Raw genomic sequence first — 22,289 nt, forward strand, 5'->3', positions numbered from 1 at the left:
TGCCAAGCGCCTCATCTAAAGCCTTCAACACTAAGTTGAAGGCTTTTTCGTTTTTAGCTCTTACAAATCTTGAGCATAATTCCCCAAAGTTTGAATTAATACTTTTCCATATTCGGCAATACAGTTTTCATGGTTAGCCGGTGTCGCAGTACAGTCTACTAAGGTCACATTTGCAGAACCTTTAGTTATCATAGCTTTGACTGCATCAGTAGCATTGAAATATGGCACCGTTGCGTCTTTTCGGCCGTGAAATAAAACTATTGGGCTTTTCGCTTGCCAGTCATGCACATTATACTGCGTGATCCCGCTTGATCCTTTTCTCAAGAAATCGCGAATGATCGTATCTTGAAATACTACATCACTATCATTGGGGATGAGGTTATCCATAATTTTTGCTGTAAGCCAATCTACTAAGATAGGCGATAGCCTTTGTTCCTCAGCAGCTTGCAGTCTAGCGCTACTCAATGAAGTTAAGTTTTTTAGTGTACGACTAATATTATAAGGGCCGGCTGCTGGAATACTTACAGTTAAGTTCAACCCATTGATTGGTTGTGCCTGTATTGCTTGGTGAGCAGCCATCGTGACATAGCCACCCTCTGAATATCCAGTTAGAAATAATTGCTTGTTTAGGCTGATATTATTTCTTTTTAGCCATTTACTAGCGCTTTTCAGCAAGTCAGTCACAGCGTTGGCTGAAGGCGTCTTTAATAAATAGGGGTGGGGTTTACCTTTAGATGCACCATAGCCGACATAATCTGATGCTACAGTCACATAGCCCAAAGAAGCCAAAATAGTTGGCGGTGCGCCTGCAACTAAATCCTTACTAGGCGCTTCTTTATCTTGAAAAATAGTGCCGTGTTGAAAACTCAATAACGGACTAGGCACGCCTATACCCTTAGCAGGAATAGCTACTAGACCTGAGGCAATTACTTTTTTTCCATAACCATCAGTAGTTTCGTAATTTAGGCTATATAAGCTCACTGAGTATTTAAACTGCTCATCAGGGATCTCGACTCCAAGAGTACTGACTGCGGTGCTAATTTGCTCAGATGTGAAACTAGCCAACTTTTTAGCTTTAAAATTCGGAGTTGCTGCGAATGCACTAGTAGGTGTTAATCCTAGGTTTGCACTCAGTAAAACTAATATTAAGTACGTAGGCTTCAGCCTGTTCATTGCCAGCAACTCCTTGTCAGATAAGAAACTAATTTACTTTGCGAACCTGTAAAGTCATACCGCCTCGGTTGTCGGTACTACGACTTAAATCTAATAGCATAAAGGAGACTTGGCTATCTTTATTGATAGTGAAGATGGAAGCCTTAGCTGCTGCTAAAGCGGAGGCCTCATCCGGATAGGTATAGTTTTCAGTAACCTCATAAGCTCGTGTGTTGCCATCTTGTAGGAAATAGCTGGAATCACGGTATTGTGGAATCTCCTTAACTGCAGGTAATTCTTTACCTGCAACAGTGACCTTGCTCAAGTCAGGCGAACTCACGTAATAGTTGTTGTGCATTCCCGTAAAGCGGGTCGGTACAATCCTTGGGCAGCCTTTGCTACGTGGGCAATTAGTCCGATCCCAAACACTCCATGCTTCATACTTACCCCCCGCTGTTTTGCCAACCGGTTTAACTTCATAGCTACCTTGGGGTATCGATAATGTAATCGGATTATCTAGGTTGTGCGTGCGTGCATCGAGTTTAATAATTTGAGTCTCAAAGGTATTACGTGGCTTATTCGCATTTGGTTTAGGCGTTTGATTTGGGGCTGCATAAGCTAGTGTGGCAGCTAGTACGCTAGTGCCGAGCAGTGCTGAGAAAATAAATGGGATTGGTTTAGCGAGCATGTTCTTAACCCTTATAAATTGACTTTGGTTCAAATTTAAGTTGAAAAGCAAGACCTTGCTGGAAGCGTGACATAGTTTTTAATGTTATTGCAGTGACGTAATTCCAGTCCTCTCACATTCTCATGCAAATTCCTTTTAGCACCAAGCCTAGCATGATTAATGGAAGATGCGAGATAGCGTTGCTGATTGTGAGGGTATAGTTGACAGTTAGAAAAAATTATCACTTTAATAGATATAGAATTTTAAAAATATCACTTTTTCAGCTTATGCTAAAAACTGCATAATAGCGCCACTTTATAAAGATAATTTCATATGGAGAGTACTAACTATGAGCTGGGAAGCCATTGTCGCTATTCTGACGGTGTTAGCAGTACTAGGTATGCTGGCGCTATCAAAAATAGCGGCTGATCTGATTTTGATGGCAGCACTGATTTTTTTATTAGTAATTGGCATATTAGAACCTAAAGAGGCTTTCGCTGGTTTTGGTAATACCGGTCTGATGACGATTGCTGCTTTGTATATTATTGCCGCAGGGCTACGTGAAACTGGCGCTATTCAATATATTACTCGTCGTGTCTTAGGTCAGCCGAAAACTGTACGTGGTGCACAGTTTCGCATGCTTATTCCTACTGCAGCCCTGAGTGCCTTCTTAAACAACACAACCGTAGTAGCCATGCTAATTCCTGCTATTCAGGAATGGTGTAAGCGTTTAAAACTACCGCCCTCTAAGCTCTTAATTCCCCTTAGCTATATAACTATCTTAGGCGGGACTTGTACCTTGATTGGCACAAGTACCAACTTAGTCGTAAGCGGCTTACTCGCTAAGAGTGGTCTGCCTGAATTAGGTATGTTTGACATTACGGGTGTAGGTTTAGCACTTTTAGTCGCTGGTAGTAGTTTCTTACTACTGTTTGGCAATCGTTTGCTGCCTAATAGCCAAGGTATTACCGAAGATGTTGATAAGGTACGCGAATACCATGTTGAAATGGTTGTGGATACCGCCTTGGATGGAAAAACACTGTCGCTAGCAGGTTTAACTAATTTAGGCTACGGATACTTGACTGAAGTTGAGCGCCAAGGTGAACTGATCCAAAGTCCTGAACATGATTTTATCTTAAGAAAAGGAGATCGCTTATCGTTTATTGGCGCGCCCCGCTGTGCCCATGAGTTACGTAGTATTGCTGGTTTGCAACCTGCGAATGAAGATATTCAGCGCTTGAGCGTAGCCCATTATCGACGGCGCTTAGTGGAGGCGGTCGTTGGCCCCGAATTTCCTTTCCTTGATATGACGGTCGAGGAGTGTGATTTTCTAGGTTATTACCAAGCGGTAGTCTTATCCGTAGCGCGTGGTAATAAAGATAATTTACCTGATAAAGGTTTACATACCCCCATTCAGATTGGCGACACCTTGTTATTAGAGGCTAATAAAGAATTCGCCAATCAGTTCCGTTTCCGCAAGGACTTTTTACTAGTCAGTGCAATAGAAGACTCTAGCCCACCCAATTTCAAAAAGACTCATTTGGCATTAGGTATTTTAGTAGCGATGGTGGTACTCAGTGCTTTAGAAATTATTCCAATCTTGCAAGCAGCTTGGTTGGCGGCAGGTGTCATGTTACTTACCCGTTGTATGAATGCAGGTTTGGCGCGGCGCTCCATTGATTTTACAGTACTCACCGTCATTGGTGCTTCTTTTGCTTTGGGTGAAGCTGTAGAAAAAACGGGAGCTGCGAAAGCAATTGCTGAAATAGTCATGTCTAACGCGCATCTAACACCCGTGATGACCCTAATTTTGGTTTATGTGATGACTGCCATGTTTACTGAGTTCATCACGAATAATGCAGCTGCGGTTTTAATGTTCCCTGTTGCAGTGGCTTTAGCCGAGCAGTCGGGAGCTAATGTAATGCCTTTTGCAGTTGCAGTGATGTTCGCAGCTTCTGCCAGCTTTATGACACCCATTGGTTATCAAACTAACTTAATGGTGTATGGGCCGGGTGGCTACAACGCTATCGACTTCTTAAAAATTGGTTTACCGATGAATATCTTAGCGGGTCTAACCACTATTCCGGTGATTCTATTTTTCTGGCCGCTGTAAACCATTCTTGTTCTTAGACAGCAGCAATACTTTATTCATAATCGGAATAAGTATTGCTGCTTTTCTTGGTTCTGCTAATAAGTCACCCTCTCTAAGATGTAAAGCCTGATTGATTCATCCATAAAGAGGCTTTAGATCATGAGTTTTCAACCTGCGCGTCGTCAGGCTTTAGTGGTAGCACTGGCAATTAGTTTGAGTAGTTGGGCGGGCTTTGCGGGTGCTGCCGAGTTAAAGCTAAAAAACGTATCCTATGATCCTACCCGTGAGTTATACGCTGATTACAACGCTGCTTTTTCTAAATACTGGCAAGAAAAAACGGGCGATACCGTTACGGTTGACCAATCGCATGGCGGTTCTGGTAAGCAAGCACGTGCTTTATTGGATGGCTTAGATGGCGATGTAGCGACCTTGGCTTTAGGTTATGACCTTGACTCATTAGCTGAGAAAGGTGATTTGCTTCCAAAAAATTGGCAAACCCTACTGCCCGACAACTCTACGCCCTATACCTCTACGATTGTGTTCTTAGTACGTAAGGGTAATCCGAAAGCAATTAAAGATTGGCCGGATTTGGCTCGAGATGGTGTAGAAGTGGTAACACCTAACCCTAAGACTTCGGGTGGTGCACGCTGGAATTATCTTGCTGCTTGGGGTTATGCACTAAAGCAACCGGGTGGTAATGAAGAAACTGCTAAAGCGTTTGTGAAAAAGATTTTCGATAATGTACGCGTTTTAGATACAGGTGCTCGTGGCTCTACAACTACTTTCACCCAACGCGAAGTCGGTGATGTACTGATCACTTGGGAAAACGAAGCCTATTTAGTGCTGAATGAATTAGGCAAAGATGACTATGAAATCGTTACCCCTTCCTTATCCATTTTAGCTGAACCACCAGTTGCAGTTGTTAAAAAATATGCAGACCAACACGGTACGGCTGAGCTGGCGAAAGCTTATTTAGAATATCTTTATAGCCCAGTGGGGCAAGATATTGTCGGTAAGCATTATTTCCGTCCACGTAATCCAGAGGCTTTGAAGAAATACCAAACTCAATTTGGCAAGGTAACCTTATTTACTCTGCAAGAAGTCTTCGGCGACTGGGCAAAAGCACAACAAACGCATTTCAGCGACGGTGGCACTTTTGACCAAATCAAGATCGTGCAAGGTCTGAAGCTTAACTAGATTTCATATAAGTAATGCAGTTTTTATTATTTATATTCATATAAGACTAACCCTTAAACTTAGTCAAGTTTAGGTGCTAGGCGCTGAAAACCGAGAGTAAAGCTCTCGGTTTTTTGTATGAATACAGCTAGTTAATGTTCGCGGAGTACAATTGAGTGATGGCTCAAGCAGTAGGCAAACGAGTACTACCAGGGTTTGGCTTATCAGTAGGCTATACACTGGTATATTTGTCTTTGATCGTTTTAATTCCTTTGTCTGCTGTATTTATCAGTGCGGCGTCAATGCAGTGGAATGAGTTTTGGCAAGTGGTATCTTCACCGCAAGTTGTGTCCTCTTATCGCGTATCGTTTTTGACCTCGTTGCTCGCAGCGTTGATTAATAGCTTGTTCGGTTTATTAATCGCATGGTCGTTAGTGCGCTATAACTTTTTCGGTAAGCGTTTAGTCGATGCTTTAATTGACTTACCCTTTGCCTTACCCACTGCGGTAGCCGGTATTACGCTCTCAGCACTCTACGCGAAAAATGGTTGGATTGGTTCCTTATTCGCTCCCTTTGGAATCAAGATTGCGTTTACACCGTTAGGTATTTTGATTGCTTTAATCTTTATCGGTTTACCTTTTGTAGTACGTACTATTCAGCCAGTCTTACAAGAGCTGAGTCTTGAATTTGAAGAGGCTGCAGCGACCTTAGGTGCGACTCGCTGGCAAGCCTTTTCACGAGTCGTTTTACCTGCACTCTTGCCCGCTATGCTCACAGGTTTTGCTTTAGCCTTCGCGCGTGCAGTGGGCGAATATGGTTCAGTTATTTTCATCGCGGGCAATGTGCCCATGGTGTCTGAAATAACACCACTCCTCATTATTACACGTTTAGAGCAGTTTGATGTTGCAGGTGCGACCGCGATTGCCACTGTGATGCTAGTAGTTTCTTTCAGTTTATTATTGATTATTAATGGCTTGCAGCATTGGGCGGGTAGCCGTAAACGCTATCTGACTGGGGGGGACTTCGCATGAGTGGAATGGTTGGTGGTATTCAAGCCTATCGTGGGTCCGAAGTCTACGAATTAAGCCCTGCAACTCGTGAGCCTCAATGGGCACGTTTAACGATTCTAGGTTTATCGCTGCTATTCTTTGCCATCTTTTTATTGATGCCACTGCTCGCTGTATTTGTCGAAGCGTTGCGTAAAGGCTGGGAGGTGTATTGGCAAGCGATTACTAATCCTGATACAGGTGCAGCGATTCGCTTAACTTTATTAGCCGCTGCTATCGCAATTCCCTTAAATGTGGTGTTTGGGGTGGCTGCAGCTTGGTGTATTAGTAAGTTTGAATTTCGCGGCAAGCAACTGCTGATTACTTTGATCGATTTACCCTTCTCAGTTTCACCTGTAGTCGCAGGTTTAGTGTATGTATTAGTGTTTGGAGCGCATGGCTGGTTGGGTGAATGGCTCTCTGAGCATAATATTAAGATTATCTTTGCCGTTCCGGGGATCGTCTTAGCAACGATTTTCGTTACTTTTCCGTTTGTGGCACGTGAGCTGATTCCATTGATGCAAGCACAGGGTACAGACGCAGAGGAGGCTGCTGTTTCTTTAGGTGCTTCCGGCTGGCAAACTTTTTGGCGCGTCACTTTGCCGAGTATTAAATGGGGTTTGCTGTATGGTGTGATTCTCTGTAATGCGCGGGCAATGGGAGAGTTCGGTGCGGTTTCGGTAGTCTCAGGTCATCTACGCGGACAAACGACCACTTTGCCGCTGCATGTTGAGATTCTCTATAACGAATATCAGTTTGCTGCCGCTTTCGCAGTTGCGTCTTTATTAGCACTTTTAGCGCTGGTGACTCTGGGGATTAAATTATTCATCGAGTGGAGGTCTGCATGAGACTTTCACATCAACCCATCCATTCTAAGCTTAAGTCAGGAGAGCTGTGATGAGTATTCAGGTAAAGAACATTAACAAGCGCTTTTCTACTTTCCAAGCCTTGGATGATATTTCTTTGGATTTCCCGACTGGCAAATTGGTGGCTTTGCTAGGTCCTTCGGGTTGTGGCAAAACCACGCTACTACGGATTATTGCTGGTTTAGAAACGGCAGATAGTGGCCAAATTTTATTAGAAGGTGTAGATACCTCCAATCTGCACGTGCGCGAGCGGCAAATCGGTTTCATGTTCCAGCACTATGCTTTATTTCAACATATGACCGTGTTTGAGAATGTGGCCTTTGGTTTACGAGTTAAACCCAAAAATGAGCGTCCAGCCGAAGTGGCGATTCACCAGCGGGTAACAGAATTGCTGGAGTTGGTGCAATTAGGTAGTTTAGCCAAGCGTTATCCTAGTCAATTATCCGGTGGTCAACGCCAACGCATTGCTTTGGCGCGGGCTTTAGCGGTTAATCCTCGAGTTTTATTGCTGGATGAGCCTTTCGGTGCTTTGGACGCGAAAGTACGGAAAGAGTTACGCCGCTGGCTGCGCCAATTGCATGATGAATTGCATATTACTTCGATTTTCGTGACTCATGATCAAGAAGAAGCTTTAGAAGTTGCAGACGAAATTGTCTTAATGAATAAAGGCAAGGTTGAGCAAATCGGTTCGCCTTTAGAAGTTTTCCGTCACCCTGCAACCCCGTTTGCCTTCAATTTCCTAGGTACTGCGAATCGCTTTGAGGGTAAATGGGTTAGTGATGGGGTTCAGGTGAGTAATGAGTTATTACCCTTGCCACCTACTCAGTCAGCCCACGCAAATTTAGTGGTAGGTGGGGAAGTGATTGCCTTTGCCCGTCCGCATGATTTACAGATTGAAACTAATGTAGAGGCTTCACAAGGTGTTCGTGCCAAGATCAGTCGTATTTTAGCGTTCGGCCCGACAGCCCGCGTGGAGTTGAGTCATGCAACTCAAGCTGAAACTTACTATGAAGTGGATGTGCCTACGCTAATAGTGGCTAGTCTGAACCTACAGGAAGGCCAAGCTGTGCGTTTGCGTCCTTCTCAGTTGCAAGTCTTTTCAGCCGGATAGGGGGCAGCGATGAATTTTCAACAACTGCGGATCATCCGTGAGACGGTCAGGCGCAATTACAATCTGACTGAAGTAGCCAATGCTTTATTCACTTCCCAATCAGGTGTAAGTAAGCATATTAAAGATTTGGAAGATGAGCTAGGGATTGAGTTGTTTGTGCGCAAAGGCAAACGCTTTTTAGGCTTGACTGAGCCGGGTCAAGGACTGGTGGCGATTGTAGAGCGTATGTTGTTAGATGCAAAAAATATCAAGCAACTCGCGGAACAGTTTAGTAATAGCGAAGTGGGTGAGCTGCATATTGCTACTACACATACTCAAGCACGCTATGTGTTACCACCAGTCGTCACGCAATTCAAAGCACTATTCCCGAAAGTCCATTTAGTGCTACATCAAGCGTATCCAACAGAAATTGCTAACATGCTGCTAGAAGGGCGTGTTGATATTGGCATCGCTACAGAAGCTCTGAATGATGTGCCGAGTCTGGTGCATTTTCCCTATTATTCATGGACACATACGGTCATTATTCCGATGGGGCATCCGTTGGAGCAAATTGCTTATCCGAGTTTAGAAGATATTGCGGCTTACCCGATTATTACTTATTACACAGGTATGACTGGGCGCGCTAAGATTGATAATGCTTTTGCCGCAGCGGGGGTGACGCCTGATATTGTGCTCTCGGCTTTAGACTCTGACGTGGTGAAAACTTATGTCGAATTAGGCTTAGGGATTGGGATTGTGGCCTCGGTCGCTTTCAATAGTCAGCGTGATAGCAATTTGCGGATGCTGGATTGCACCCAAATTTTTGAAGCGAATACCACCCACATCGCGGTGCGGCATGGTCATTACTTGCGGGGTTATGCCTACCGCTTTATTGAATTGTGCTCCGCTAATTTAACCGAAGCATTGGTACGAAAGGCTTTAGCTGCGGGCAATGATGACGTATAACCGCTAACAAGTAACCAAAAAGAGGAGTCTATTTATGTCAAACTGGTATACCGATAATTCTTTATCCATAGGCCGCACACCTTTGGTCAAACTCAATCGTATCACTGGTGATTCCAAAGCAACTGTGCTAGCCAAAATCGAAGGTCGTAATCCCGCCTATTCGGTGAAATGCCGGATTGGTGCCGCTATGATTTGGGATGCAGAACAGCGTGGTATTCTCACGCCGGGCAAAGAGTTAGTTGAGCCTACTAGCGGCAATACGGGAATTGCTTTAGCTTTCGTCGCAGCCGCCAAAGGCATTCCCTTAACCTTGACCATGCCTGAAACGATGAGTATTGAGCGCCGCAAATTACTCAGCACTTATGGCGCAAAATTGGTTCTGACTGAAGGCTCTAAAGGTATGAGTGGCGCGGTGGCAAAAGCGGAGGAGATTGCCGCCTCTGATCCTGATAAATACGTGCTCTTACAGCAATTTAAAAATCCTGCGAACCCACAAATCCATGTCGAAACCACGGGGCCAGAAATCTGGAATGATACCGATGGGCAAGTTGATATTTTTGTCTCTGGCGTTGGCACAGGTGGAACCATTACTGGGGTTTCACATTATCTTAAACAGGTGAAGGGTAAAGCGATTCGGTCTGTGGCGGTAGAGCCAACCGCCAGCCCTATTTTGACGCAAAAAGTGAATGGCGAAGCCCTCAAACCTGCACCCCATAAAATCCAAGGCATTGGAGCAGGCTTTGTACCGGATGTCTTAGACTTATCCTTAGTCGATAGTATTGAGCAAGTAAGCAATGAAGAGGCTATCGAATATGCGCGTCGTTTGGCACGCGAAGAGGGTATTTTAGCAGGTATTTCCTGCGGTGCAGCGGTGGCAGCAGCCGTGCGCTTGGCACAAAAGGAAGAAAACGCAGGCAAAACAATTGTGGTGATTCTGCCGGATTCGGGTGAGCGCTATCTAAGCACCGCTTTGTTTGAAGGCATGTTTGATGAGAAGGGGTTGCTGCTGCATTCTTAAGTAAACGGTATGTTCAATTTTTAGAAAGGAAAGCTAGCGCTTTCCTTCTTTATCTAGTTTACTTTGCCTACAAACCCAGCTCACTCAAACTTGGATAATCGTCTGGTCGCCGCCCTAAAGGCCAATGGAATTTGCGCTCACTTTCTTGCATCGGTAAATCATTGATACTGGCATAGCGGAGTGCCATTAAACCTTGCTCATTGAATTGCCAATTTTCATTGCCATAGGAGCGGAACCAATGCCCCGAGTCATCATGCCATTCATAAGCAAAACGCACCGCGATGCGATTCCCCTCAAATGCCCAGAGTTCTTTAATCAAGCGATAATCGAGTTCCTTAGCCCATTTGCGGGTTAAAAAAGCAACTATTTCGGCTCGGCCTTTAGGGAACTCAGCACGATTACGCCATTGTGAGTCGAGCGTATACACCAGTGAAACGCGCTGTGGATCACGACTATTCCAACCATCTTCGGCCATACGAATTTTTTGGATTGCCGTTTCGCGAGTAAATGGGGGAAAGGGTGGGCGGCTTTCTGGCTCTGTACTCATGATAATCTCTCCTGTAGATAGCTTCATTAAGACTGTTTGCATGAAGTGTTTATTCATCTTAACCGCCTTGGCATCCGGTAGATAGTGAATTTGCTACTTATAGAGGTTGGAGCATTTTAAGCTATTGGTGATCGCATTATTTGTTATTAACTATGTTGATAGTTTAGAAGCTGTTGCAAATTGCTAGCCCAATGTAGGGAGTGACCCGTTTCTATGCCACTTTCACAAAAAGACTTTAATAAGTCTTTAATAGTAACTATCGGAAATTTCCATTCTTGATTAGCTAAAGCTACATGCTGTGAGGCTTCTAAGGTAGAAAGGAAATGAAGTCCAAAAACTTCTTTAAAATCCTCATGAGCACTTCGAAAGCGTTCAACACTAGTTTGTAATTGGGTCTCATCAGGCCAATGCGTTTTTGCCTCTATAACTAGACCGAATTTATTATTCTGGGTATCGGTAAGATAAGTACATAGATCAATACGTTTGTTGCCATAGGACTTTTCTCGGGTAATTTCTGCTTCTTTAATAGCAATTGCTTGATTTAGATATTTTTTCAAAAAGACACCAAGATAGTGTTCAGTTGCTAGCATTTTCCCCAAGTACCAACAAACAGCTAGCTCTGGTGGGTTCTGTCCAAGTTGTAAATGAATCGTCATTTTTAGTCTTACCCTCTGTTCTATTTATTAATGCCTGTTCACAGCTTAATTATTATGATTTAGTAGCGCTTAATACTTTATTAAACCCAGACTGACTGCTATTGGATAAGGAAAATACTAAGTATGACCACCGAAAAAGTCGTTATCCTTACCGCCATCGCTAGTGGCATAGGTGCAACTGCTACGCGGCAATTAAGCAAGGATAGTCTCAAAGTTGCAATTTGTGCTGGTCTAGGGTTGTTCACTAAGCTATTTTCCGACTAATAGGCCGCCGAACTTTAAATTGAGAGCCGTATTACTTTAAAACTTTATGTAACCGTGCAGGAAGTGGCGGGAGCGAATACCGCACTCGGTGTAATAGGTTATTCTTTTGAGCGATGCGCTGATTACTCACTAATTCCAGCGGTAGAATCAGCAAGTGATTGCTTGAAGCTAAGCCTCAACAATGCTTAGAATTGCCCTGAAGTTTTCTAATCCCGCTTCGATATTCTCAATAATTTCCTGAGCTAACTCATCCGGTTCAGGCAAATTATCCAGATCGGCTAAACTCTTATCTTTAAGCCAAGTAATATCCAAATTGGTTTTGTCACGAGCGAGAATATCCGCGTAAGTGAATTTACGCCAACGTCCCTCAGGATTCGTGAAAGATGTTATTTCCTCTGACCATGTTGCAACTCGATCATGACGATTTTCAGGATGGTAGCAATCAATGAAATGCTGTAAATCTTCGTAACGTAATGGGTTTTTCTTTAAAGTGTGATGAATATTGGTGCGATAATCATAGACCCATAGTTCTTTAGTCCATGCCTCACGCGCTGCGGATTTGTTTTCAAAAAATAATACATTCGCTTTCACCCCATGAGCATAGAAAATACCCGTAGGTAAACGTAGGATGGTATGCAAATCAGTTGTTTTTAATAACTCCTTACGTACCGTTTCACCTGCTCCACCCTCAAATAAGACATTATCCGGTAATACTACGGCGGCTTGACCATTGACTTTTAAGAGGGTGCGAATGTGTTGCAAAAAGTTAAGCTGTTTATTAGAAGTAGTCGCCCAAAAATCTTGACGATTATAACTCAAATCTTGTTTTTCTTGCTCACCCTCTTCATTGGTAATCGTCATACTACTTTTTTTACCAAAAGGTGGATTCGCTAACACATAATCCACGCGAATACCCTCATCTGCAATCAACGCATCATTGGGCGAGATAAAACTCTCTCCGTCAATTTCGCCAATATTATGCAAAAACATATTCATCAAACATAAACGCCGCGTGCTAGCAACAATTTCATTACCAGAAAAGGTTTTATTTTTGAGAAAGGTTTTTTGCTCTTTATCGAGAGAGTAGTGCTCAGTAATATAATCATAAGCGCCTAAGAAAAAACCACCTGTCCCACACGCAGGGTCGTGAATAGTTTTATGCGGTTTAGGGTCAATACATTCGACCATTGCCTTAATTAAAGCGCGAGGTGTGAAATACTGCCCTGCACCGCTTTTAGTATCTTGAGCATTACGCTCTAATAAGCCTTCGTAAATATCGCCTTTGGTGTCGGTATCGACCATTAGCCATTGGGTTTGTCCAATCATGTCAATGATTTTTAATAGTTTGGCAGGATCTTGGACTTTATTTTGGGATTTGGTAAAGATTTGCCCCAGTATACCTTTTTCAGTCCCTAAGGTACGCAGTAATTGAGTGTAAAAGGCTTCTAAATCCGCACCACGCTTTTTACTGAGACTTTCCCAGTTACACAGTTCTGCAGGTTCGTGCTCTTTGAGTTTTATGCTGGGCAGGGTGAATTTTTTAAAATAAGGCGGTTTAGTCATTTCGTCTGCCATCTTTAAAAATAGCAGGTAGGTAATTTGTTCTAAATAGTCACCATAGCCTACGCCATCATCACGTAATACATGGGCGAAATTCCAAACTTTAGAAATAAGATTAGAGTCAGTACTCATACGTTAAAGAGCCTTTTGCTGATCTTGATACTAGATCACTTTTAGTAGGGGGTAATAATCACATTGCTAATGAATGCTGAATCGATTCGGATAATAAGACCTTAGGCTCTGGTTTATTTATTAGTTTTTGCAGGTCGTCAGTTGTAGTAATGGTATGGAAAATCTTTTCAGGTGCATACCAGAGTAATAGTTTACGCTCTAAGCGAAGTAACTCATGAATATTATTAAGCGACCCCTGACTTTTACCATCCCATAATACAAAACCATAATCCGCTTGGGCTGCCATTGCTTTATCTTTTTCAGTATAAAAGGCGCGACCTTTTAAACTAGGGTCAACGTTAATCCATTCTACTGCCCAATTACCTAGATTATTACGACACACCGAACCCGAACAAAATACTCGTACTGTTGGATAGTTTATAGCGGCTAAATAGTGTTGTACCGCTTTATCCACACCAAAAGCATCGCCTACTATAATTTCAAATTGATTATTTACAATATTTTGCAGACGTGCCTTGATCTCACTATTGAGAGCGCGAATATGTCTTGAGCCGGAGATAAAGACAGTAGTCATCGTTTTTTCCGTGTTTTGGTCATAGTTAGCACAAAAACACCTTTAGCTTTAGCCTGTTGGTAGAGTACTTCGGTTGTAATTTTCAAAGTAGAACCAGAACGATACAAATCATCAATTAATAAAATATTCTGACCTGCAAAACTATACTTTTTTGTCCATTTAATACGTTCACGCAGCATCGATTTGCGCTCATTAGGATCAGTAATATTTTTTAACTCTTGTCCGTTGGCTTGCTGCTCTACAGCATCTAGAAAAACAGGAATCCCTAACTTATTCCCTAGTGCGGTTGCAATCAGGTGCACAGGTTGGATTTTACGTTTCTTACTAGCAGGCACAGGAATAATAGCCTGCATCGTGTCCAAACCTTTAAAAATACCCAGTAAATCAATTATTTTCGCAAGCACTGAGGTATCACCTTGGTACTTCAGTTGGTAGACCAATTCACCCATTTCACTACGAGTAGTCTCCCAATGATCATAGCCTTGCTCATCTGCCCCCATGTACACACTATCGAGGGTATGTACATCATAAGCAAAACCTTTTTTCCAATTTCCCTTTAGTTCAATGCTCATACTGAATGCAACTTAGCTAAGTACTTAGGGTTATCTTAGCATAAGTTGCTAGTACTTTAGTATTTAGTTATTCCCAAATCGCCAAAGCCATTTTATATAATAGCTGTTGACGTTTTTCTATAGAATCAGCATCAAACCTATCAATAGGCTGTAAATCCAAGCCGTACTTAGCTCTAAAACTTTCTAAATCAAGCTTTGACTTATAGGTATCCTCCCTTAAGGTTTCATTCCAATATAAAGTGTTGGCATAGGTTTTTAGTTTTTTACTATAAACCTCATTATTACTTGAAATATTATCTCTTCCCTTTAGTAGCAATAACCCACCCAAACGATTACGTTCAGTTTCAAATCTTTCTTGATTATTTTCAAATAAAGCTAGGTTTTCTGTATTATGAGATAAAATATGCTCAATATGAAAACCATTCACACTACCTGTTCTAATCGTTAGATCATAAATAGAATGCTTCATATTAAGCTTCATACCCTGTGCAATAAAATTTTCTATACGAGCAAAGAAATATCGAATAAATCTTTTATTTAAACCAATACCAATATTTTTAAAGAAATTATAATTAAAGGTTTTTTCTACTAATGCATTTCTAGCATTAGTCAGCTCATTAATTAGTGCTTCATCAAAAACGCCTCGAATAGCAGCAGCTTTTATACCTCTTATTTGACTAGAGATTTTATAAAGTACATCCTGAAAAGAGTTACTATCGTAGGAATCTTGTAGTTGTAGCAATGAAAACAGTCTATCAATTTCTTTAGGAATTACTTCAAACTTCACTGCCTCCTCAGGATCATTAATACTACAACTAGAGAGCACTAATAAATATCCACCATCCAAATCATTTACGCGATTATATAAAAAATTAGACTGATCATCATAATTATACGCTTTTAATGCTTTGAGATAAAGCTGACTGTAGTAAGCAAATGACTTTTCTAAAAACTCAATTACACCTGCCTGATTGTGATTAAGCTTCAAATAATGATCTACCACTTCAGTAAACATAATACGATGATAATCACCATCGTACTTTTGTCCTTCATTCCGAGTACTTGCAAACTTTGATTTTAAATAGAATCTAAAGAAACGATCCGCCTCATTATCGGAATATTCATTAATTGCTCGAATACGTTTTTCCCATAGACCATTATAATCTTTTTGATCTAGTAGAGTCTTATCAATTTGACCTAAAAGCTTACCTTTTAAAATTTCAAATGGTTTTAAACGAATACCTCTATCATTGATTGCCTCAAAGATCATAGGTACATCAGTTTGCTCTACAGATAAGTTGATTAAAACCAACCGATTCAAAAAGTAAAACACAAAGGTTTCTAGGTTATGCTTGGAGTCAATATTTTTATCTAAGTACTTGCTAATAGTCTGATAGTTCTTAACCATATTTTGAGCAGTAATACCCGTACTAATATCAGATGCTTCTAGATTATTCTCATAGATCGCTTGTTGAGTAGATTTATGTGACTCATGATTCATCCAAAATTGCGTTTCAAAACCTACTTGCCCACAAATTTTAGAATCCAACCATTTTTCTGCTTTTGAACTAAAATTTTGCGCTAAGTGGAGCAACTTCATTAGGATTAAGGTTAAGGTCGTTAAACGTTGTTGACCATCTACAACAAATGTTTTTCCACCGACCCTATTGGTGACATAGGTATTTAAGTAGTACCAAGGGTATTTCTCGTCAATTACCTGCTGGGAAGGTGGCAAATCTGCATACTTTTCATAGTTTTCATTAAACTTATAGAAAACATCTTCTAACAAACGCAATACGGGTTCATCATTCCAACGATACTCGCGCTGATAGAAGTCAATATGATAAATGATATTGGCAAATACGCGGTCAATGTTTTGTTTGTCAGGTGAAATATCCATAGCAATGATTCCTTTTAATCTTTAGTATTTAATTAGCGTTTTTTTTAATTTGCTCTAGCAATTGCTGCGCTGGTGTCCAATCTGGTTCTTTTCGACAGGCTTGCAATTCTGTTGAGGTGAGTAGGCGTCCTTCAAAGGCTTTTTTGAGGATGCTTTGGCGTAGGGCTTCGGCTTGTTGCAGGCTGGTTTGGATGATTTCGGCGAGTTTGTCGCAGACGGATAAACGCGCTTCTATTTCTTGCACGATTTGGTTTTGTTCTTCTACTGGACAGAGTGGAATTTTTAAATTTGAAACCTTTGATAAGCTCAGGGTATGCAATCCTGATGTAGAGCTAGCCTCTTGAATAATCAGATCTCGCCCTTTCTTAGAAGTCAGAAAATATAAAACATATTTAGGGCCAATATAGTCTAGCGGTCTTGCTTTAATGAGGTGATTTTGATGAACGCAATTTTTTATCTCATTCCTCCAAATAGCTACCCGACCAATTTGGTCTATACTGCCATTGCCCTCTACAATTAATAAATCATTTTCTTTCAGCAACACTCTATTTAGCTCAGACTCTTTAACACCTATATAATGTATTTCATCCAAGATCAACTTATTACTGTAAACATTAGCAACTCTTAAAAAAGGATATTGGCTTGACAAGTCTTGTCTTTTTGAGTTTTTTGTCAAACCTCCAGAAACATTACAAACACTTCCTAGATTAGTCCATATCCACCCATCTGGTATTTTATCCTCAAAAACAAGCTGTTCTATTTCAGGAGTATGAGCTATACCTAAGCTTTTTCCCCCCCACTCTCGTGTCAATTCTCCTTCAAATGCCTGTTTTAACACTGCTTGACGATAAACCCCTAATTTAGATTGAGCCGCTTTTAAATTAGCAATGCCATTATCTAACTCACTAAAAAGCTGCTCGATTTTGGCAACAATGGCACGTTGTTCGGGAATCGGCGGAATTATAGTTTTCAGCTTTTTTAAATCACCAAGTGAAATATTATTCATAGCTCCACCTCTTGCTTTATTCTTTGTTATTTGTGAAACAAATGAATCTAGTTGGAACTTTATAAACTTAGCACTTGTTATTTTTTCATAAACTCTAATTATACTTAAGGCTTGATTAGTATTTGCTGGGAGTATTGCTTCATTTACTATACAAGTGCGACCAATAGTTCCTGCTATAGAAAACAACAAATCTCCAGTTGATAATTGCGATTTTATTTGATAAGCATGAGCTTCTTCTGAAATGAAATCAGTAATGTAGTTTGGATTAATCACTCCATTTGAAATACTTTCAACTTTAATAAAGTTAATCCCTTCTTTTTTAAAGCTGAAACCATATGTAGTAGGAGTACCACCTTTTGTAATACGGGTACAAATACTTTCTAACTCAACCTCAACCCAATCTGCTCGCATCAAGCCACCAATACCTCGTTCAATTCATCCATCACCGCCCCCATCTCCTCACCAAACAACTGCCACATCCTACCTCGCCCCCCCAAACCATCAAACGGCGTGTAGTCTAGGTCATCCACCTCCACATGAAAACTACTCGCCACATGATCCCGCAACATCCGCAACCACTCTACCTGCTCCACACTAAACTTATTATGCTGCCCCGCATTCTGCTGCAAAATCCACCGCTGAAAATTCCGGTTCACCTGCTCACCAAACGGCATCAACACCCCATCCAAGCCGGTCACCCGCCGCAACAACGACACCAGCGTCACCAACTCCTGCGCAGGCGTTGCCACCTGCACCTGATCCAATTGCGCATACGCCTCCCATACATAATGCGGCGACAACAACGGCTTCTCCCGTTTCAACAGCGCCAACAAGTCCTTCACCATCGCAAACGTCACTTCCCGCCGCCGATACGGTTGATTATAAAAAATCTGCAACGCGGTAATTTCATCCCGATGCACCAACAAAAACGCCTCAAACGCCTGCACCACCTGTCGCGCGTTATCCGTCTTAGTCTTATCCCAATTCGCAAAGGTCACAGTGTCTTGATTCACCGTATCCATCACCTGCTCGTGAACCTGTTGCACCTGCACTAAAAAAGTATTCAACTCCGCATTAAACGGTTGCACCGCTTCCTGAGCCAATGCCTCTTGAGCTTGCGCTTTAGCATCCACCTCGACACGATCCGCTTTGGGCAACTGGGCTAAGAGCGCTTGCGTCCGTGCCTCCAACACATCAGGGTCATACGCATTCAAGAGCTGTTTAATTAGTTGCGTTAACGACTGCCCCACGCTTAACTCGACCACTTGCGCTTGCTCATCCGCCTGTAATTGCCGATTCAACCGCATCAAACGATTCGCCAAGGTGGTTAATAAATCCTCCTCGGTATTGCCAAACGCCACTGCGATTAATAGCTCTTTTAACGAGGTAGTCGGCTTACGTTCTAGCGAACGCGAAGCGGTTTTACGCGATTTAGTCGCCCCCACCGCATCCATAATCACAAAATGGGTTTTAGTATGCTTAGCGGTTTGGCTGGCCTTTTGTAAATCATCAAAGCTAATCGACCGCGTACCACGCCCTTTCATTTGTTCAAAGTAGTTACTACTTTTCACATCGCGCATAAACAGCAACACTTCCAACGGCTTGACATCCGTACCCGTCGCAATCATATCTACCGTCACCGCAATACGCGGATTCCACGAATTACGAAAACGATTTAATACTGACTTAGGGTCTTCGTCCGCCTGATAGGTAATTTTTTTGCAAAAATCATTACCCTCCGCAAACTCCTCGCGCACCATGTCAATAATGTCATTGGCATGACTATCGGTCTTAGCAAAGATTAGCGTTTTGGGTACTTCAAATTCACCTTTAACATCAAAACGATCTGGGAAAATTTGTGGTAGGCTACGTTTAACCGTCTGAATAATGGCACGAATCGTACTCGGATTAACCACCTCTTTATCCAAAGCAGAAGGCTTATAATTCAACTCATCATCCAAATGTTCCCAACGCTTTTTACGGGATAATTTCTCACGCTTTTCAATCAATTGTTTAGCTTTGAGTTTTGCCCCTTGTTGGGTAATCTCGGTTTCAATCAAAAATACGTCGTAAGGCACATTCACCCCATCCGCCACCGACTCTTCAAACGAATACTCACTCACCACATTCTGATTAAAAAAGCCAAACGTGCGTTGATCCGGTGTTGCGGTTAAGCCGATCAGAAACGCATCGTAGTACTCCAATACCTGACGCCACAGGTTATAAATCGAGCGGTGGCATTCATCAATAATAATAAAATCAAACTGTTCAATTGGGTTTTTCGGCGTGTACTCAAGGGGTAAAGGCGCTTGCTTTTGCCACGCGCTCGAGACTTCATTGGGATTATCTTGCTCTAGCGCTTCGTCTAACTCCTCACCTTTGAGAATCGAGTACAAACGTTGAATAGTGGAAATACATACCTGACTATCCGAGGCAATATAGCTAGAGCGCAAACGCTGCACATTATACAGCTCGGTAAATTTACGATTATCGTCATTGGGCTGAAATTTTAAAAATTCCTGCTCGGCTTGTTCACCTAAGTTTTTGGTATCGACTAAAAATAACACCCGTTTAGCATCGGCATAGCGCAATAAGCGATACACAAACGTGCAAGCGGTAAAGGTTTTACCTGCACCCGTTGCCATTTGAATCAAAGCACGCGGACGATTTTCTTTAAACGATTGCTCTACATTCACAATCGCACGCAGTTGTGCGGGGCGTAAGTTTTCAGGATTTAAAGCCGGTATGAGCTGTAAGCGTTTGCGTAAAGTACTGGCTTGCCCTAACCATTCCGCTAAAGTTTCAGGGCGATGGAAATGGAATACCGGACGCGAACGCGGTTTGGGATCACGATAATCGGTAAAGCGGGTTAAAGCTCCCGTACTTTCATACACAAACGGCAGCGGTTGATGTTTGAGGTGTTTGATTTTACCTTGAGCATAACTGGCACTTTGTTCTTCTACTTGAGTCAGATGTTGCCCTGCTTCTTCACGCTTTGCTTCAATGATGCCGACCGGTTTAGCGTTGATAAACAACACATAATCGGCAATCCCCGCATCGGTTTGCACCTCAGTGACAGCAACGCCTAGACCTACTTTGAGATTAAGCTGTTTTTGTGGTTGCACTATCCAACCTGCCGCTATGAGCATGGCATCAATATGATCACGCGCGAGTTGTTCAGGGGTTTGATTGGCAGCCATAGCGAAGCCTTATTCTTAAAAAAACTTACTCTCATTTTAAGCATTACAAAAGGTTTTTTATAGGATGTCAGTGGATTAACTCGCAAACCGTTTTAAATAATTTCTTTTGTACCTGCTTTATTTAATACATGTACACCTTGCTGATAAATCGGCTTAGTTTCACTATCGTAATTATCAAATACTTGATATTCGTATTCCTTATTCTTAAAGGAAATATCGGTGCGGTCTACTTGGGCACGGAAATAGTGGGAGTAGGTAAAAGCATTTAAACAAGCTTCAGCTTGCTCTGAAATACTCAATTCGGGTTTACCCATTTTGCCAAAGCGATAAACTAAGCTGCCTTGATCTTTGGCCAAATCCTTGGAGGCGCAGAGTGAGACTAGTTTGCTGGATTGCGCAATAAAGAGCGCTATGCGTAGTGACTAAACTTCTTTAGAAAAAAGTTTACTGTAGTCAATAAACCTAGCGCTTGCTGCTTAAGCTGATAGCTAGCCAAACATTTCCGTAGTGATATTTTTATACCAGCCATGCGCATAAGCTGCTTCCGCTGCACGAGTCGCTTCATCCGCTTCTTTAGCCGAAACACCACCCGAGTCTTTAATGGCGACGATTGAATCTTTGCCATCCTCGCCTTTGCCTACTTTGTAAATGCCTGCGACAGAGATACCGTAGTTTTTACCCACTAGGCTATAGCAGGTATTGATATGCGAAGTTTCAGGTAATTCAATTGAACGTAAGGATGCAACCACTGCGGCGGCAGCGGTTTTACCTTGCGAGTTGGCGGAGTAACCGGATTTGGGCATCGCCCCTGCAATACAGGCATCGCCAATGACATAAATATCCTTGTGTTTAGCGGATTCAAAGGTTTTGAAATCCACCGGACACCAGCCAGAATCGCCTGTCAAACCTATATCGAAAGCCAGTTTTCCAGCTTTTTGGGCAGGAATAATATTCAAGACATCCGCTTTGACCGTATCGCCAAAATCGGTCGTGACCGTGCGGGTTTTCACATCCACTTTGGTGACATTAGCTTGGTCTTCCAAACCCTTCCATGAGATTAAACTATTGTCTGTTTTGTAGCCGTAGAGCTTTTCCCAACCTTGCATGAACAAGTCTTGTTTAGCGAAATTAGGCTTAGCGTCTAAAATAATTAATTTAGATTTGGTTTTTTTTTCCTTGAGATATTGCGCAATCAAACTAGCACGTTCATAAGGCCCCGGTGGGCAACGGAAGGGGTTGGCTGGTGCGGTAATCACTACGACGCCGCCATCATTCATAGCCTCTAATTGAGCACGTAAAATTTTAGTTTGCTCACCGGCTTTCCATGCATGAGGAATCTCTGTGGCGGTTTCTTCGGTATACCCCTCAATCGCATCCCATTTTAAATCAGTGCCGGGAGAGACGATCAGTTTATCGTAGCTAAACTCGCCTTTTGCTGTAGTAATTTTCTTAGCCGTCGGATCGACCTTGGTGACTTCATCAATCACGACATTAATGCCCGCTTTCTTCAAACCCTCATAGCCAAAACTGATTTGCTCTAGGGTGCGATCACCCGATAACACTTCATTACTCATATAGCAGGTGCAATAGGTTTCATTGCGCTCGATCAAGGTTACGTCGAGACTGGGGTCATAGCGTTTTAGATAACGTGCTGCGGTGGCACCACCGCTACCGCCACCGATCACTACGACTTTGGCCGCTGCACCCAATGACAACAGGGGGAAACCCATTAAACCAAGAGCGCTTAGGCCAGCACCCATTTTTAGAAAATGTCTGCGTGAAAGATGTGCCATACAGAGGCTCCT

General features: G+C 42.4%; 20 protein-coding genes. 8 read left to right on the top strand and 12 right to left on the bottom strand.

The window, feature by feature from the left end; translation table 11 throughout:
* Positions 1–60 precede the first annotated feature (60 nt).
* Positions 61–1,173, bottom strand: coding sequence for a prolyl oligopeptidase family serine peptidase (locus Q0307_RS09340; RefSeq protein WP_298659789.1), 1,113 nt, complete (start codon positions 1,171–1,173; stop codon positions 61–63).
* A gap of 28 nt (positions 1,174–1,201) precedes the next feature.
* A complete protein-coding gene (locus Q0307_RS09345) occupies positions 1,202–1,840 on the bottom strand; it encodes a hypothetical protein (RefSeq protein ID WP_298659791.1) in 639 nt (212 codons plus the stop codon).
* 328 nt (positions 1,841–2,168) lie between these two features.
* On the opposite strand from Q0307_RS09345, the gene Q0307_RS09350 reads away from it, so the two are divergent.
* The 7 genes from Q0307_RS09350 to cysK all read left to right on the top strand — a co-directional run bounded on the left by Q0307_RS09350 (position 2,169) and on the right by cysK (position 10,073).
* On the top strand, positions 2,169–3,932 hold the full coding sequence (locus Q0307_RS09350; RefSeq protein WP_298659793.1) for an SLC13 family permease: 1,764 nt from the start codon (positions 2,169–2,171) through the stop codon (positions 3,930–3,932).
* A 138-nt stretch (positions 3,933–4,070) separates the two neighbouring features.
* A complete protein-coding gene (locus Q0307_RS09355) occupies positions 4,071–5,108 on the top strand; it encodes a sulfate ABC transporter substrate-binding protein (RefSeq protein ID WP_298659795.1) in 1,038 nt (345 codons plus the stop codon).
* Between the two features lie 158 nt (positions 5,109–5,266).
* A complete protein-coding gene (cysT, locus tag Q0307_RS09360) occupies positions 5,267–6,118 on the top strand; it encodes a sulfate ABC transporter permease subunit CysT (protein ID WP_298659797.1) in 852 nt (283 codons plus the stop codon).
* Positions 6,119–6,123: 5 nt separating this feature from the next.
* A complete protein-coding gene (cysW, locus tag Q0307_RS09365) occupies positions 6,124–6,981 on the top strand; it encodes a sulfate ABC transporter permease subunit CysW (protein WP_366936774.1) in 858 nt (285 codons plus the stop codon).
* A 49-nt stretch (positions 6,982–7,030) separates the two neighbouring features.
* Positions 7,031–8,110 carry a sulfate ABC transporter ATP-binding protein gene (locus Q0307_RS09370; RefSeq protein WP_298659801.1) on the top strand — a complete coding sequence of 360 codons (1,080 nt, stop codon included), beginning with the start codon at positions 7,031–7,033 and terminating at the stop codon, positions 8,108–8,110.
* Between the two features lie 9 nt (positions 8,111–8,119).
* Positions 8,120–9,055 (top strand): CysB family HTH-type transcriptional regulator, encoded by a 936-nt coding sequence (locus tag Q0307_RS09375; RefSeq protein WP_298659803.1) that lies wholly within the window; start codon positions 8,120–8,122, stop codon positions 9,053–9,055.
* A gap of 34 nt (positions 9,056–9,089) precedes the next feature.
* Complete coding sequence (gene cysK / locus Q0307_RS09380; RefSeq protein WP_298659805.1) at positions 9,090–10,073, top strand: cysteine synthase A; 984 nt, start codon at positions 9,090–9,092, stop codon at positions 10,071–10,073.
* Between the two features lie 67 nt (positions 10,074–10,140).
* On the opposite strand, the gene Q0307_RS09385 is transcribed toward cysK, so the two are convergent.
* Positions 10,141–10,677, bottom strand: a complete 537-nt coding sequence (locus Q0307_RS09385) for a nuclear transport factor 2 family protein (protein ID WP_298659807.1) — start codon at positions 10,675–10,677, stop codon at positions 10,141–10,143.
* 89 nt (positions 10,678–10,766) lie between these two features.
* A complete protein-coding gene (locus Q0307_RS09390; RefSeq protein WP_298659809.1) occupies positions 10,767–11,276 on the bottom strand; it encodes a hypothetical protein in 510 nt (169 codons plus the stop codon).
* A gap of 123 nt (positions 11,277–11,399) precedes the next feature.
* Between Q0307_RS09390 and Q0307_RS09395 the strand changes: the two genes are divergently transcribed.
* Positions 11,400–11,540 carry a hypothetical protein gene (locus tag Q0307_RS09395; protein ID WP_298659811.1) on the top strand — a complete coding sequence of 47 codons (141 nt, stop codon included), beginning with the start codon at positions 11,400–11,402 and terminating at the stop codon, positions 11,538–11,540.
* Positions 11,541–11,708: 168 nt separating this feature from the next.
* On the opposite strand, the gene Q0307_RS09400 is transcribed toward Q0307_RS09395, so the two are convergent.
* The 8 genes from Q0307_RS09400 to Q0307_RS09435 form a co-directional block, all read right to left on the bottom strand.
* The gene (locus Q0307_RS09400; protein WP_298659813.1) at positions 11,709–13,232 is read right to left on the bottom strand and encodes a class I SAM-dependent DNA methyltransferase; all 1,524 of its coding nucleotides are present in this window, start codon (positions 13,230–13,232) and stop codon (positions 11,709–11,711) included.
* A gap of 58 nt (positions 13,233–13,290) precedes the next feature.
* Entirely contained in the window at positions 13,291–13,806 is a 516-nt protein-coding gene (locus Q0307_RS09405; RefSeq protein WP_298659815.1) for a hypothetical protein, read from the bottom strand.
* On the bottom strand, positions 13,803–14,378 hold the full coding sequence (locus Q0307_RS09410) for a ComF family protein (RefSeq protein WP_298659817.1): 576 nt from the start codon (positions 14,376–14,378) through the stop codon (positions 13,803–13,805). The genes Q0307_RS09405 and Q0307_RS09410 overlap by 4 nt, the downstream gene beginning before the upstream one ends.
* A gap of 67 nt (positions 14,379–14,445) precedes the next feature.
* Entirely contained in the window at positions 14,446–16,278 is a 1,833-nt protein-coding gene (locus Q0307_RS09415; protein WP_298659819.1) for a DUF262 domain-containing protein, read from the bottom strand.
* Positions 16,279–16,306: 28 nt separating this feature from the next.
* Complete coding sequence (locus Q0307_RS09420; protein ID WP_298659821.1) at positions 16,307–17,695, bottom strand: restriction endonuclease subunit S; 1,389 nt, start codon at positions 17,693–17,695, stop codon at positions 16,307–16,309.
* Positions 17,695–20,484 (bottom strand): DEAD/DEAH box helicase family protein, encoded by a 2,790-nt coding sequence (locus Q0307_RS09425; protein ID WP_298659823.1) that lies wholly within the window; start codon positions 20,482–20,484, stop codon positions 17,695–17,697. Before Q0307_RS09425 ends, Q0307_RS09420 begins: the two co-directional genes overlap by 1 nt.
* A 92-nt stretch (positions 20,485–20,576) precedes the next feature.
* Positions 20,577–20,840 (bottom strand): hypothetical protein, encoded by a 264-nt coding sequence (locus tag Q0307_RS09430; protein ID WP_298659825.1) that lies wholly within the window; start codon positions 20,838–20,840, stop codon positions 20,577–20,579.
* A gap of 132 nt (positions 20,841–20,972) precedes the next feature.
* On the bottom strand, positions 20,973–22,277 hold the full coding sequence (locus Q0307_RS09435; protein ID WP_298659827.1) for an FCSD flavin-binding domain-containing protein: 1,305 nt from the start codon (positions 22,275–22,277) through the stop codon (positions 20,973–20,975).
* Positions 22,278–22,289: the final 12 nt, after the last annotated feature.

Source organism: uncultured Thiothrix sp., from assembly GCF_937873765.1.
GTDB lineage: Bacteria > Pseudomonadota > Gammaproteobacteria > Thiotrichales > Thiotrichaceae > Thiolinea.

Excerpts from the sequence above, each read along its gene's own strand:
- Q0307_RS09390 (WP_298659809.1), bottom strand. The coding sequence starts at position 11,276 with ATGACGATTCATTTACAACTTGGACAGAACCCACCAGAGCTAGCTGTT.
- cysT (WP_298659797.1), top strand. The coding sequence starts at position 5,267 with ATGGCTCAAGCAGTAGGCAAACGAGTACTACCAGGGTTTGGCTTATCA.
- Q0307_RS09425 (WP_298659823.1), bottom strand. The coding sequence starts at position 20,484 with ATGGCTGCCAATCAAACCCCTGAACAACTCGCGCGTGATCATATTGAT.
- cysK (WP_298659805.1), top strand. The coding sequence starts at position 9,090 with ATGTCAAACTGGTATACCGATAATTCTTTATCCATAGGCCGCACACCT.
- Q0307_RS09355 (WP_298659795.1), top strand. The coding sequence starts at position 4,071 with ATGAGTTTTCAACCTGCGCGTCGTCAGGCTTTAGTGGTAGCACTGGCA.
- Q0307_RS09415 (WP_298659819.1), bottom strand. The coding sequence starts at position 16,278 with ATGGATATTTCACCTGACAAACAAAACATTGACCGCGTATTTGCCAAT.
- Q0307_RS09435 (WP_298659827.1), bottom strand. The coding sequence starts at position 22,277 with ATGGCACATCTTTCACGCAGACATTTTCTAAAAATGGGTGCTGGCCTA.
- Q0307_RS09350 (WP_298659793.1), top strand. The coding sequence starts at position 2,169 with ATGAGCTGGGAAGCCATTGTCGCTATTCTGACGGTGTTAGCAGTACTA.
- Q0307_RS09395 (WP_298659811.1), top strand. The coding sequence starts at position 11,400 with ATGACCACCGAAAAAGTCGTTATCCTTACCGCCATCGCTAGTGGCATA.
- Q0307_RS09345 (WP_298659791.1), bottom strand. The coding sequence starts at position 1,840 with ATGCTCGCTAAACCAATCCCATTTATTTTCTCAGCACTGCTCGGCACT.
- Q0307_RS09340 (WP_298659789.1), bottom strand. The coding sequence starts at position 1,173 with ATGAACAGGCTGAAGCCTACGTACTTAATATTAGTTTTACTGAGTGCA.
- Q0307_RS09375 (WP_298659803.1), top strand. The coding sequence starts at position 8,120 with ATGAATTTTCAACAACTGCGGATCATCCGTGAGACGGTCAGGCGCAAT.
- Q0307_RS09410 (WP_298659817.1), bottom strand. The coding sequence starts at position 14,378 with ATGAGCATTGAACTAAAGGGAAATTGGAAAAAAGGTTTTGCTTATGAT.
- cysW (WP_366936774.1), top strand. The coding sequence starts at position 6,124 with ATGGTTGGTGGTATTCAAGCCTATCGTGGGTCCGAAGTCTACGAATTA.
- Q0307_RS09405 (WP_298659815.1), bottom strand. The coding sequence starts at position 13,806 with ATGACTACTGTCTTTATCTCCGGCTCAAGACATATTCGCGCTCTCAAT.
- Q0307_RS09370 (WP_298659801.1), top strand. The coding sequence starts at position 7,031 with ATGAGTATTCAGGTAAAGAACATTAACAAGCGCTTTTCTACTTTCCAA.
- Q0307_RS09420 (WP_298659821.1), bottom strand. The coding sequence starts at position 17,695 with ATGCGAGCAGATTGGGTTGAGGTTGAGTTAGAAAGTATTTGTACCCGT.
- Q0307_RS09385 (WP_298659807.1), bottom strand. The coding sequence starts at position 10,677 with ATGAATAAACACTTCATGCAAACAGTCTTAATGAAGCTATCTACAGGA.
- Q0307_RS09400 (WP_298659813.1), bottom strand. The coding sequence starts at position 13,232 with ATGAGTACTGACTCTAATCTTATTTCTAAAGTTTGGAATTTCGCCCAT.